General features: G+C 35.2%; 11 protein-coding genes. 3 read left to right on the top strand and 8 right to left on the bottom strand.

All coding sequences use genetic code 11. The features are described from left to right. Positions 1-140 precede the first annotated feature (140 nt). Positions 141-1,331 carry a PAS domain-containing sensor histidine kinase gene (locus tag RMN97_RS10240; RefSeq protein WP_309614422.1) on the top strand — a complete coding sequence of 397 codons (1,191 nt, stop codon included), beginning with the start codon at positions 141-143 and terminating at the stop codon, positions 1,329-1,331. Between the two features lie 21 nt (positions 1,332-1,352). Here the strand turns inward: RMN97_RS10240 and RMN97_RS10235 are convergent, their stop codons facing one another. Next, the gene (locus RMN97_RS10235) at positions 1,353-2,120 is read right to left on the bottom strand and encodes a sterol desaturase family protein (protein WP_309614421.1); all 768 of its coding nucleotides are present in this window, start codon (positions 2,118-2,120) and stop codon (positions 1,353-1,355) included. 246 nt (positions 2,121-2,366) lie between these two features. Between RMN97_RS10235 and RMN97_RS10230 the strand changes: the two genes are divergently transcribed. Both RMN97_RS10230 and RMN97_RS10225 read left to right on the top strand, forming a co-directional pair. Beyond that, entirely contained in the window at positions 2,367-3,632 is a 1,266-nt protein-coding gene (locus tag RMN97_RS10230; protein WP_309614420.1) for a Y-family DNA polymerase, read from the top strand. Beyond that, positions 3,623-4,057: a translesion error-prone DNA polymerase V autoproteolytic subunit gene (locus RMN97_RS10225; protein ID WP_309614419.1), complete on the top strand. Its 435-nt coding sequence runs from the start codon at positions 3,623-3,625 to the stop codon at positions 4,055-4,057. The genes RMN97_RS10230 and RMN97_RS10225 overlap by 10 nt, the downstream gene beginning before the upstream one ends. 68 nt (positions 4,058-4,125) lie before the next feature. Here RMN97_RS10225 and RMN97_RS10220 read toward each other — a convergent pair whose 3' ends face one another. From RMN97_RS10220 to RMN97_RS10190, 7 genes are all read right to left on the bottom strand, one after another. Then, positions 4,126-8,883 (bottom strand): T9SS type A sorting domain-containing protein, encoded by a 4,758-nt coding sequence (locus RMN97_RS10220; RefSeq protein ID WP_309614418.1) that lies wholly within the window; start codon positions 8,881-8,883, stop codon positions 4,126-4,128. A gap of 439 nt (positions 8,884-9,322) precedes the next feature. Then, entirely contained in the window at positions 9,323-10,474 is a 1,152-nt protein-coding gene (locus RMN97_RS12905) for a family 16 glycosylhydrolase (protein WP_409024890.1), read from the bottom strand. Positions 10,475-10,745: 271 nt separating this feature from the next. Further along, positions 10,746-11,546, bottom strand: coding sequence for a M48 family metallopeptidase (locus RMN97_RS10210; protein WP_309614417.1), 801 nt, complete (start codon positions 11,544-11,546; stop codon positions 10,746-10,748). After that, positions 11,543-11,974, bottom strand: coding sequence for a DUF4870 domain-containing protein (locus RMN97_RS10205; protein WP_309614416.1), 432 nt, complete (start codon positions 11,972-11,974; stop codon positions 11,543-11,545). The genes RMN97_RS10210 and RMN97_RS10205 overlap by 4 nt, the downstream gene beginning before the upstream one ends. Next, positions 11,971-12,375 carry a DUF2752 domain-containing protein gene (locus RMN97_RS12900; RefSeq protein ID WP_409024889.1) on the bottom strand — a complete coding sequence of 135 codons (405 nt, stop codon included), beginning with the start codon at positions 12,373-12,375 and terminating at the stop codon, positions 11,971-11,973. The genes RMN97_RS10205 and RMN97_RS12900 overlap by 4 nt, the downstream gene beginning before the upstream one ends. A gap of 3 nt (positions 12,376-12,378) precedes the next feature. Further along, on the bottom strand, positions 12,379-12,717 hold the full coding sequence (locus RMN97_RS10195; RefSeq protein ID WP_309614415.1) for a TM2 domain-containing protein: 339 nt from the start codon (positions 12,715-12,717) through the stop codon (positions 12,379-12,381). Positions 12,718-12,993: 276 nt separating this feature from the next. After that, complete coding sequence (locus RMN97_RS10190) at positions 12,994-13,998, bottom strand: 2-hydroxyacid dehydrogenase (protein ID WP_309614414.1); 1,005 nt, start codon at positions 13,996-13,998, stop codon at positions 12,994-12,996. Positions 13,999-14,073 lie beyond the last annotated feature (75 nt).

Raw genomic sequence — 14,073 nt, 5'->3', positions numbered from 1 at the left:
AAGTAAAGATTTGTTTTTGTGTTAAGTTTGTGATTATCCGCATTATAATACAATAAAATAATTGTATAACACAATTGACAATTAAAAAGACATATTTGTAACTGGATTCTATTCACAGAATCTATTAATCTAAAAGTAATATGATATCGGAAGAAACTACCAAAGTTCTTAAAGAGCAGTACGTCCCGAGTGCAGAATTTTATAGCCAAATAATTGATAGTCTGCAGGATTATTCAATTTTTACAGTCGATAAAGACCTGAATATAAACAGTTGGAATTCGGGTGCAACAAAAATATTTCAATATGAAACAGATGAAATTATAGGCAAACCATTTGAAATCATTTTTACGAAAGAAGATAAAGAAAATGGTATTCCAAAAGAAGAAATTGATATAGCCCTTAAAGCTGGAAGATCGGTAGATGTGAGATGGCATTTGTGTAAGGACGGAAAAACATTTTATGCCGATGGCTTAGTATTTCCATTAAAAAATGAAGTTGATGAAGTGATTGGATATGTAAAAATATTGCGTGATATCACTGCTAGAAAAGTATCGGAAGATGCTATAAAAGAATATGCAAAAGAGCTTGAAGAGCTTAACACACACAAGGAAAATGTACTTGCCATTTTATCTCACGATTTAAGAAGCCCACTGGCAGGTATTATCCAAGGTGCTGACTATTTGAAATCAAATTTCGATACAATAGAACCTGAATTAGCAAAAAATTTGTTGCAGGAATTTTATAATGCTTCTGTAAATGAATTAAACATGTTGGATTATCTGGTAGAGTGGGCAAGGATAAAGTATGCAGCCGAAGCGTTTGTTCCTGCCAAAATTGAACTTATCCATTATGTAAAAAAAGTTTTTGAATCATTAAAAGAAACCGCCGCCATTAACACAATAAATCTCCATAGTGAAATACAAGAAAATTGTAGTGTGTTTGCCGATGAGAAAATGTTGCTTTCTATTCTTCAAAATATAGTGTCCAATGCTATAAAACATTCGCATAAAGGAGGACAAATTACCTTATCAGCCAAACAAAGTGACAATATGATGATTGTACAAATAAAGGATACAGGTGTTGGCATGTCAAAAGAAATACAAGATAGCCTTTTCGCTCCTCAGGTAAACTCCCTTTCTAAAGCAGTAGAAGAAAACAAAGGAGCAGGTATTGGGCTATTATTGGCAAAAGGTTTTTTAGAAAAAAACGATGGTCGTATATGGGTTGAAAGTGAATTAGGTAAAGGATCTTCTTTTTATTTTACATTACCAATTGACAAACCTTCAGATAAAACGGCTGTCTTGGAAGAGGTGGAAACTGTTAACATATAAAAAACAGAACCCTGCGAGGATTTATTCCTTATTAATATCTTTAAAGAGAATCATTTTACCAATTTTAAATGAGGCACCGTGATAAAATCCGGTTTCCTTAACAAAGTCTTTAGGGTTGCGGAATGTTCCAAATATAATGTCAAATATAGGAAGGTCGGAATAATTATGCGCATGAACTCCTTTTTCGTGATGCAGTGAATGAGATTCTGGACGCTGAAAAATATAACCCATCCACTGAGGCGTTTTGATATTGGCATGTTGAATAACCGCTAAAAATGTGGCACCATAAATAGCATAAATAGTGGCCTGCGCCGAAAAACCAATCCATACCATAGCAAGGCTGGTAAGAAAAGTAAAACCTATCATATCCATTGGGCTAAAGAAGAAAGCGCCATAGGTATCTACCCGTTCGGCACTGTGATGCATTTGATGAAAAACCCTCCATAGCAGGTTGCTTCTATGCATTGAACGATGCCAAAAGTAAACGCCGAACTCATAAACCAAAATTGCAACCAAAGCGCCCCAGTAATCTCCTAATAAGGACAAGTCGATAAGTTGGTATTTCGCAAAATAGTCATTCCATAGTAACGGAAGATAAGAGGAAAGAAAGAAATAGATAATAAAGACACCAATACCTTTAATTTTCCAATACCGGATTTGAGGTAAAGGCCTGCCCGGGAATAATTCCTCTGCAATTAACAGGCAAAGAAATATACTAATAACAATAAGAGATACGGGATCACTAACGATTTGAAATGGAGTCGGCAGATTGTATATTTTTTCGAGCATCTTGTTTTAATTTAGGTATTTCTGATGAAAACTGTAATTTTAAATTAGGCGCTAACATTCCTCGGACGCAAAGTGCTTTTGTAAATTCGCTCATCTAAAATAGCAATTATTTTGCAAATAATTACTTGCTATGCAAAAAAGAGGATAAACCTCAAAATATACTGAACTCCATTTAGAATCATTTTGATTGCTTTTTTAGTTATCAACAGCCGCAAAAATTAATCGGCTATTGCTTAAATTTACAACATGTATGGTTTAGTCGATTGCAATAATTTTTACGCTTCCTGCGAACGTGTTTTCCAGCCACAGCTGAACGGAAAACCCATTGTTATTTTGTCCAATAACGATGGCTGCATTATTTCGCGTAGTGATGAAGCCAAAGCTTTAGGCATACAAATGGGCGCGCCTGAGTTTAAAGTACGGCAGGAATTAAAAGAAAAAAACATCCTCGTTTTTTCTTCCAATTATCCTTTGTATGGCGATTTGAGTAATCGTGTGATGACCATTTTAGAAGGGTTTACTCCGAATGTGGAAGTGTATAGCATAGACGAAGCGTTTATGAATTTTGATGGTATAACCATTGCCGATTTTCATGACTACGGACTGCAAATGAAACGCCGCATTATAAAATGGCTCAGCATTCCGGTTTCTGTCGGTTTTGCCGAAACCAAAGCGTTATCCAAAGTTGCCAATAAAATCGCCCGTAAGTATCCCGAAAGAACCAAAGGTATTTATGTTATCGATTCGGAAGAGAAGCGAATTAAAGCTTTGAAATGGACCAAAATTGAAGATGTTTGGGGCATTGGTTTCCGATTAAAAAAGAAAATGCAAGCCAAAGATATCAAAACCGCTTACGATTTTACATTACCACACAACGAAGCCTTCATCAAAAAAGAAATGGGCGTCGTTGGATTGCGATTAAAATATGAACTCGAAGGTAAATCAGTATTAGAATTGGATTTACCCAAAGACCGAAAAACCATTGCCATTACCCGAAGTTTCAACGGAAACATTACCACTTTAGACGAAATGAAAGAACGCGTTTCTACTTTTGCTACGGTCTGCGCCGAAAAACTCCGAAAACAAAAATCCTGTTGCCATGGTGTGATGGTCTATTTGCGAAAAGACAAGTATAAAACAGAAAGACAGCGTTACAATTTTTATAAAATAGAAACCTTACCTTTTGCCAGCAACTCTTCCATTACGATTAGTAATTTGGCCGTAAAGATGTTGAAAACCATGTTTGAAGAAGGCGAAATTTATAAAAAAGCGGGCGTAATTGTAACCGAAATCATTCCCGAAAATCAAAAGCAATTCCATCTTTTTGAAAACGAAAATCCAAAACACATCAAGCTGATGCAAGTGATGGATGATTATCATAAAAAAACCGGCGAACGCAAAATACGATTGGGCAATCAGGACTTGCAACGCACCTGGAAAATGAAACAAGAGCATTTGTCAAATAAATACACGACCGACTTCAAGCAAATTTTAGAAATCAAATGTCACTAAAAAGCAACATCACATTCTTTATCCCCGATTTGGAAAACAATCAGGAACTTCCGTTTTATGCTGCTGGTATAAAAGCAGGATTCCCATCGCCTGCAGGTGATTTTGATGAAGCTAAAATCAGTTTGGATAATGTATTGGTAAAAAACAGAGGAACTACTTTTTATGCCAAAGCCGTTGGTACTTCTATGATTGGCGCAGGCATTGACGATGGTGATATTATGGTTATTGATAGAAGTTTGGAACCTACAGATAATAAAATTGCCGTGTGCTATATTGATAATGAGTTTACCGTAAAGCGTATTAAAACAGAAAAAAAGTGTGTTTATCTAATGCCAGAAAATGCGGCTTTTCACCCGATAAAAGTCACCGAAGACAATGAACTTATCATTTGGGGAATTGTGACGTATGTTATAAAAAGTGTTTGAAATAAAAAGTAATTAAAAAAAGAAAGAGGCCATAAAGGCCTCTTTCTAATAATTAACTTAAATAATAGTTACTCTTTAACTAATTTTTTAACAACAGTTTCACCGTTAGATGCATTGTAAATTTGTACAAAGTAGATACCACTGCTTAATGAAGATACATCTTCATTGATAACATTGTTACCTTCTGTTAACTGTACATTTTTAGCTCTAACCATTGCGCCGTTCATATTGTAAATTGTCATTGACATTTCACTTACTTCTGAAGCTGTTAACTCTAGATTAAAATTATCTCTAGCAGGGTTTGGATAAATTGAAACTTCAGAAACCATTACTGGTGAAGCCATTTTACCTGTACATGAAGAAATACCATCCCATGATAAAGATATAGATTTTTCTGCACTAAATACTCCACATGCATTAACTGCTTTAACTTTTACAATATTTTTAGTTGTTGCAATTAATGGAGAAACTGCTGAGAAGTTAACAACAATTGAGTTTGTTGTTGAAGTTCCAGTTGCCCCATTTTGTAATGTCCAAACATATGAAGTTGCATATGGAACTGCAGGTACTGTAATTGTTTGAGGAGCACACTTAGTAAAGTATGCTGCAGAAGGTAGTCCAGTTGCAGGAACAACATATGAATACGAGTTAGTATTCACTCCTACCGCAGCTAATGCTGTAGCTAATGTAAGAGCTTTAGTTGTAGCACTTGTTCCCATTCCGTTTACAGAAGTAACATAAATAGTTTTGTCTACAACTGGAGTTGTAGTCGTTACAACAAATCCAATAGGGTATGTAACTGTAAACGTTAAAGTACTTGTGAAATTTACAACACAACCAGCTGGAGCAGTAGCAGAATATGAACTTGCTAAAGCAGTATCTGTAATAGTATAAGTATAAGTACTACCTCCACATAAAGCAGCAATTTGTCCTGCAACAACTGTAACAGCTGCTGGTTTAACAGCAGTTAATGTTAATTGCTTAGCTGTCGATGAAGTTGGTGGGTTAACAAGCGTAACATTACTTGTAGTTGAATCACCAACACCATTTCTAGATTTTACCCCTATTCTTAAACTGTTAGTTGAAACACCAGTTAAAGTTAAATAATTGAAAGTATTCTCACTAGTCACTCCTAAGAAATTAACAGTAATTACATTTGAAGTACCACCACTTAATTGATTTACTCCTGTAGGCAATTCCCACACATAAGAAGTAGCTGTAGTAGATGGAGTAGCTGTTAAAGTAACAACTCTACTAGTTCCCATATATTTTGCAAAACTAGTAACAGCTGTTGGAATTCCTGTTGTTGGAACAGGTAATAAAGCATCTGTCATTTTTATAGCAGCAGGTGCTGTAGGTAAAACTTTAGTAAGTGCTACTGATTTTGCTGTAGTTCTACAACCGTTAGCATTTTGTGCTTGAACAGTAATACTACCAACAGCTCCTATTCCTGAAGAAACGCCTAGGAAATTAACCGTTAAAGTATTTGCTGTTTGACTTACTATGTTAACGCCTGTTGGTACAGTCCAGTAATACGAAAGTGTAGTGTCAACAAATGCTGGTACTCTATAAGATACTGTTGTAGATGTTCCAACGTATTGTCCAACTGCTGTTGCAGCAGCAGCAAACCCTGTCGTTGTAGTAGCGCTTACTGTAGTACTTGTAATTGTTCCTAAAACCTCCGTTGGTAAAGCAAGCACATTTACTGTAATATCTGCTTTTGGACTTTCACTTCCATCAGATAACATTTGAGAAACTCGATATTTTTTTGAAGGAGATGCCACTGTTGATGTAACAGGTGTAGGGGCTGTAGCAGATGCTAATCCATAAGTAGTTACACCTGTAATAGCACTAGTTGTACCTGTGTACCATTTTAAAGAATTTCCAGCAAAACCAGTTGCGCTTAATGGTGTAGCAACTGTACCTTTACAATAATTAACAACAGCTGTAGTAGTTGGAGCTATTGAACGTGGTGTTGGTTTTGTAAAGTAGATATTATCAAGATAAACAACGCTTCCTGCTGGCGTACCAACAAGCTTGAATTGTTGAACTGCGGTTAAAGCAAGTGTATTATAAGATGACATAGGAATATCAATAGAATTCCATCCATTTTGCGTTAGAGATACTGAAACAGCTTGCTCTGCTGGAGGAACTCCAACGGGAGCAGAATCTATCAAATAAAATTCGAATGTTGTGCAATTTGGTGTCCAAATATCAACATGTAAAGTAGTCATTGATGAAACATCTATATTACTTGCTAATTGAACTCCTTGATATGATAAATTATCAACCTTCAAAGTATTGTTACTTGGCGATCCTATTGGTGTTACAGCTGGAGCTATATATCCTGCAGGTTGTCCCCAATATGGGTAATAAGCACCACCTTCATTTGTGTAAGCATCACTAAAAATAGATAAAACTCTGTCCGAAGGTACAGTTGGCGTAGGAGCAGCTGTAGTCGGTGGAGGGAAAGAAACCACAAAAGAAGATGCAATAGCTCCAGAACTATAAGAACCTGTAGCTGCTTGATTAGCTGTTATGAGAGAAGTTCCTGCTCCTACTACTGTAACGGTTGACCCGCTTATAGTAGCTACAGCAGCATTACTACTTGTGTAAGTAAAAGCACCTGAACTATTACTAGTTGGAGCTGTTAAAGTGAATGCTGGTGCACCAACTAGTTTATTTGGAACTGTAAAGTTTGAAAGTGTTGGAGTTGGATTAGTAGTTGCTGGTCTCCAAAAATAAATATTATCAAAATAAATTGAATTTGTTTCTCCATGATAAACAAAACCTGGTTTTTCAAATTTCATTTGTCTTAATGTAGCTAAACTTCTAGCAGGAAAATCAGTACTTAGTGTAATATCATAACTATTCCATCCTGAAAGAGTTGGAGTAAGTGTCACTGGGCTTTCACCACTTCCATCAATAAGAGAAAATAAGAATGGAGAAACATCCGGAGTCCAAACATCAATATGTAATTTTGTCATACCCAAAACACTCGTTCCCGGTGGATCTCCGTTAGGAACTAAATTTAAACCTTCATAATCTAAATTAGAATATTTTATAGTATTGTCAGCACCAGTTCCTAGTTGAACTTCTGTAAATGTAGTTCCTTGTCCCCAATTAGGGAATAATTCAACATTTGGAATATTTGAACTAGCATAAGCACCACTATAAACAGCTTTAACATCCCATGCATTTCTTGCAGTTGGTGATGGTGCAGCAGTAGTTGGAGCGGTTGCAAGTACAGCGGTAACTACAAAGCTTGCAGTAATACTCCCTGATGTATAGCTCCCAGAAGCAGCTTGAGTAGCTGTAATAGTACTAGTGCCTATTCCAACAATATGAATAGAGTTACCACTTACTATAGTAGCCACAGCGGTATTACTACTAGTGTATGTAAAAGCTCCTGAGCTAGTACTTGTTGGAGGAGTGATAGTAAAGTCTGCATCTCCTGTTTGTTTTGCAGGAATAGTAAAATTACTTAAAGTAGGCGCCACAGTTATAGCTTGATTTCCAAAATAAATATTATCAATATACATAGTACCAGAACCTGCAGGGCTACCAGAAAGGATAATTTGAGCAACATGCGCTCTTGCAGTCATACCTGTAAAACTAGAAAGTAATAGATTATAACTATTCCATCCATTTAATGTAGGTGTCATTGATAATTCATGTTCTGTATCATCTCCGCCACCATATCCAGCATCAGCTCCGAAATCAACTAATTTTACTCTGAAAGTTGTCATATTAGGTGTGTAAACATCAATATGAAATAAATTCATTCCAGTGGCATTAATTGGAGTTGTTGTTGTTTCAATTCCTAGATAATTAACATTACTATATTTAAGAGTATTGTTAGCTGTAGGTATTACTACAGGCGTAAGAGAAGCTGCTGACCAGCTAGTTAAAAAAGTATCAACTGTCGCCAATTCAATTGTTGGATAAGCGTCAGTATATAGTCCAATAATATTGGCTGCCGCAATTGTAGGATTTGGTGCAGCAGGTGGAGTAACATCAAAAGTAGTTGTCGTACTTCCTGCACTGTAAGATGCAGTAGCAGCTTGATTTACAGTAATAGTAGTTTGACCTATACCAGTAATAGTTATAGTATTACTTGATATTGTAGCTACACTAGTATTACTACTAGAATAAGAAAAAGCACCAGTGCTATTACTAGTAGGAGCAGTAATTGTAAATGGAGCTGAGCCACTTGCTTTTGTAGGGATACTGAATCCAGTGATTGTAGGTGACGGTAAGCTAGTTGCTGGTCTCCAAAAGTATACATTATCAATATACATAGTAATACCTGTTGGCCAAGTAGCTGTTGATACAGGGACAATCCATTTTAAATGAGCTAAATCAACAGCAGAATAATTGCTTAAATCAATATCATAAGAAATCCAATTACCTGTTGTTCTTGTAGGGCTTGCAGGAGCATCTAGTTCAACATTAGAACCGTTAACAGCTTCTAATTTAATTCTAAATGATGTTACAAAACTCGCATCTGGAGAATACACATCAAGATGCAATTTAGTCATTATTGTAACATTAAGATCTCCAGCTCCAGCACGAATACCAGAATAACGGTGACCTAAGTATTTTGCTGCAACATTGGAGTCGCCTAATGTAACGTCTGCAATAGATGTTGCTCCGTCACCAAAAGTGTCGAAAATAACACTCGGCTCGTTGGTATAAATACCACCGTACAAAGATTTTACATCCCACGCATTTCTTGCAGGAGGATTTGTTGGACCCGTTGCTGGGTCTTGCGAATATCCTAATGAAATAGTCATCAGGAAAAATAATAATAATAATTTTTTCATTGAGTTTTGTTTTAAAAAGTTGAGGTGTAAACATAGATAAATAGTATCTGAACCGAAAACGTTTGCGTATACAAAAACTATACACTTTAAAAAAAATCAAAAACTCTTGAAACCTTTACTTATATAGAGTTTTTTTATTTAATACCGCATCTTCTTTTTTGAGTTTCACTATAAATGAATAGTTAATGTATAGGTAAGATATGGTATTTGAATATTTTTTAGGCATAAATACCATCGTGGAATATGTAATTTTTTGAGATATTTTATATTAATGCTATAAAAATTATCTAAATTATTTTTCTTATTGATAATTTAAAAACAGTTTTATCAAAAAAATTATAACTAACGATCAACTCTTTTGCGCAAAAAAAACCAACAGGATTGTTGGCTTTTGTTTGAAATAAAATAGGTTTCTATTATTTTTTAAAATATTACTTTTTTATTGGTAGACTCTAACATAATCCACTTCCATACTACTTTGTGTGAAAGTAGAATCTATTGCTGGTTGCATAGCTACATTCAACAAAATATATTGCGGAGAGTCAAAAGGCCAAGTAGTAGTGTCTTTAACCGTTGGATTATAAGTATAATGCACAACTCCGTCTATACTAAATACCATTTTTTGGGCTGTCCACTCAAGTGTATAAATATGAAAATCACTTGAAGCTGTTGCTATCGTTCGTCCACCAAGATTTACAGTGCTCCCAAAACTGGAAGGAGTATGCATAGCACTTTGAACATAATTTTGATTATTCCCCCAATGTTCCATAATATCTACTTCACCACAAGCAGGCCAATTGGCTGTTCCGTATGTGTTAGTCCAATAGCCTCCTGGTTCAATAACATTTTTACCTAACATCCATATTGCCGGCCAAGTTCCACCACCAATTGGTAATTTGGCACGAACTTCAACTCGTCCATAAGTAAAGGCGAATTTTGAATTTAATCTGGCCGAAGTATATTGTTTTGTTATTCCTTGGTCGGTAAACGTTTCTTTTTTTGCCACTATTTTTAAAGTCCCGCTGCTCACATTGGCGTTAACCTGACGGTTGGTGTAATGTTGTACTTCTCCATTGTACCAGCTATCACCATTAGGTAATTGAGTTTGTTGATACCAATTTGCAGAAGTGACAACACCTGTACCATTAAATTCATCTGACCAAACTAAAGTGCTGAAAGAAGTGCATGCACCATAGATGTACTGACTATTACAATAAGATACAATCTGACCAATAGTTCCATTTTGATCAAAAGGCACATTAATCCATTGGCAAGAATTAGTTCCTGTAAAAAACTCAACGGTTAAGTAATGAATTCCTTGCGTCCAATTGATTTGTGAAAAAACGCCTGTAGTGGCAGTACCATTTCCAATCATAACAGTAATATTCCCTTGAGCGTCAGTTAATGGATGTTGGATTTCTGAATAAACATTAGTTCCGGTAGCAGACGCCAACTTAATATTAAATCGCAATGATATAATTTGATTGGTTACCAATTGACTACTATTATTGCGTATAGTAGATTGATAATTAAATTGGGCGTTTGCAAATAGAGCTGTAAGGACAAATATTATAGTAGCTAGTTTTTTCATAAGAGAATATATTTTATATAATTACAAATAAAACAAAGCTTGACAACATGAGACTTCTTTTATTGTATAAATAAACTATACAGAAATATGAAAAGTGATGATTTTATATGTTTTTAAACCAAATAATTATAATCCAGCGAAAAAAATATAAAATAGTTACTTTTAGAACAACATCAAAATACAACTAGCGAAAGAAATAGATAAATTGACAATTTCAAAAAAAACTATAACTCAACAATAAAAAAAGGCAACTGAATCAGTTGCCTTTTTATTACTCTTTTCCAACTTGTTCCTGAAAAATTTTCCAGTCTTTTTCGGAAAGTGTTTGTTTGTTTTTTAGTTTCTTGTCTTTGATATATTCCAAAATATATTTGGCTCGTTCTTCAGATTCCGGATGATCAGCAATCCAATACATCGCTTTATTAATGCTGCTGTCTTGTGCCATCTGATACATAAAATCTGCCATTGGTTTCGGATTGATATCGGCTTTCATCATATACTTCACACTGGTAATATCAGCTTCTTTTTCGAGTGATCTATCGTAAGCTGAAGAGCTGAGTGTTTTCAGGATTTCTCTTGCCATTTGCCCGCCTTTTGAACCGCCTGCTGCTGTTAACAATACCGAATAGCCAACTTCTTTGGATAATTTTTTCATTACATGATTGTTTTCGATATGCGCTATCTCGTGCCCTAAAACTCCTTGTAAAGCTTCTTGTCTTTTGCAATCTTCTATCAATCCTGTGTAGACCACCAAATGATTATTTGGTAAAGCAAAAGCATTGATTTCATCCTTATTTATTATATGAACTTTCAATGAATCTTGTTCAATATCATTAGCGTCGCACAAAGGTTTTAGCAGCTTGTCCAATGATTTTGTAATGCTGTCATTATAAATGATTTTTTCGGTATCTTCCAATTGATTCCAAATCAAATCACCAAGTTTGCTTTCTATAGTTGTAGTTCGTTCTTTTACTTTGAACAAGGTCATAAAATCAACTTGTGAAAATCCAAACCATATCAGGAAAAATGCTGATACTATAAGTAGTGCCTGAAGAAATGTTTTCTGAATCATTTTCTGCAAATTAAGTTAGTAAGATTTCCAAAGAATAAAAACTGAACATGTTTTCCTTTACGGACTTGTACAGCAGCATAAATAGTAGAGAAAATTTCGAATAAGTTGAATAAAATTACCGTAAAAATATAGGCAAAATACTTGTTACTTACTTTTTCATCTGTGAAAATAATAGAAACCGTCCACCAAAAACTGGCGCTGTTAATTCCCAACAAAGCTAGTTGTGAAAACAAAGATTGAGTACAATGCCAGCGTACAAAATAAGTGCCTTTTCTATTGGCTAAAAAGAAAAAGAACGTGGCTAATAAATTAATAATCGGCAAAGGCAATCCGGCGATGAGTGCTACCAAAGACATCAAATAACTGTTGGATGCTTTTTCGCGTTCGTGCTCGCCCGGTTTATAGGCAAAAGTGGTTTCCTGTATCATAAGTGTTTGTATATATTCCAAATCCAGTTGAGAAGTACTAATAGTATTAAAATCGAGGCTAGCCAAGGTTTTCTGATAGTCGCTTCTGTTTTTTTATACATTCTGAAAAAACTTTCTTTTTTGAGTATGATATCTATTAATATCCAAAAAGGAAAGATTGTCATCACGACAGCAACTAGTATTCCAAACGGATTTAGAAGTAACGATTCTATAAATTTTCCTTCTAAAATCAAAGTTACAGCCCGAGTTGTTCCACAAGATGGACAAGGAAAACCTGTCACATTTTTAATGATACAAACTCGGAATGTTTGACTTTGTAGAGTGTGAATATTGTAAAAAAGGTAAATAAATCCAGCTAAACAAGCAATAAGCAATAAGGAATATAACTTATTTCTGGTCATCTATTAGTAAAATGCATTCTGGAATGTTTCCATGTTTTTTTCACGAGTGGCACCCATAATTAAAAACCAATCTATGATTGTCCAGATTCCTAGACCACCACAAGTTAATAGTTTACCAATACCCATTCCGGTATCGCCAATCATAAATCGGTCTATTCCTAATCCGCCTCCTAAAAGCGAAACGATTATACTTGTTGTTGGGTCTTTAAATTGCATGGTTTGAACTAATCCCCATTTTGAATCGTCTAAACTTATTAGTCTTTCTCTAATTGCGTTTAGGTGATGCCCTTCAAAAAATTTGGCGTTGGTCATCATGAACATGTCTACTTTTTGTGATTCCATAATACTTTTGGTTTATTATTGGTTATGTTTTTGTTTATTCGACTAAAATATAAAAAATTATAAGAAAGCGCTATCAATTGGTTCCCAAAGTTCGATTTTATTTCCTTCGAATTCAAAACCTAGCCGAACAGCCTGTTACTCTTTAACGTCTTTATTATTAATTTTAGTTATTTATAGTTCGTCACTTCGATTTGATTTTAAAAAATTGCATCGAGAAGTTTCGATATAAAATTGGTTCACGATACTTCAGTTAGATTTTCTGTCGCAAATCTCACTTCAACTCGAACTGACGCTGTTGAATAATTTCTTGATTTTATCCACAATAACCTGCGCTAGTTTTTGATGACTTTCAAATGTCCAGCCCGCAATATGTGGGGTTAGTAAAACGTTTTCAGCTTGTACTAAATATTCGAAAGCTTTGGGAAGGTCTCTCGACTGTACTTCGGCTCCGCTTAGCATAGACTGGGATGACAAAAAAAGGTTTTCAAAAGACAACTTTTCATATTCCAAAACATCCAATCCTGCACCGAGAATTTTTCCTGATTCTAACGCAGTTACTAAATCATCCGTCACCACATTTTTCCCTCTTGAGGTATTGATAAACCAAAAAGGGTTGGTAAATGCATTAATGAAATCTACATTGACCAACTTATGCGTTTCCGAAGTCCATGGAATATGCAGACTTAAAACATCGGCTTTTTGTTGAAGTTCTTGTAAAGAAACTTGTCTGGCATTTTCGTCCCCAACATTGGGCAAGATATCATAACACATAACTTCAACATCAAATCCGCGCAGTTTTTTAGCAAATGATTTTCCCATATTACCATAACCAATCAGCCCGATGGTTTTGCCTTCCAATTCATAACCTCGATTTCCTTCGCGAATCCATTGCCCATTTCGAACCAATTTATCGGCGCGATTTAGTTTGTTCATCAAAGACAAAAGCATTCCTATTGCATGTTCACCAACAGCATTTCTATTCCCTTCCGGAGCAGCTATAAGATGAATGTTTTTTGATTTTGCATACTCACAATCAATACTTTCCAATCCGGCACCAACACGCGCAATGAATTTTAAATTGGTAGCCTTATCAATAAAATCTTTGTCAATTTTGAATCGGCTCCGGATAACGATTCCGTGATAGTTGTGGATTTTAGTCTCAATTTCATTTTTTGATGAAGTAAAATCGGCTTCGTTTTGAAAACCGGCTTGTTCCAATTGTTCCCATAACAATGGATGATTGCTGTCGAAGTGAAGTATTTTGACGTCTTTATTGGACATGATTTTGTGTTGAAAAAGTAAAGATAGCATTTATTAAAAGAGAATAAAAAAAGCCGCCAAATTTCTCTGATGGCT

This window comes from Flavobacterium sp., from assembly GCF_031381455.1.
In the GTDB taxonomy this organism is placed as follows: domain Bacteria; phylum Bacteroidota; class Bacteroidia; order Flavobacteriales; family Flavobacteriaceae; genus Flavobacterium.
Note: the sequence above shows the minus strand (reverse complement) of the source record. Positions and strands in the feature narration are given on the sequence as shown.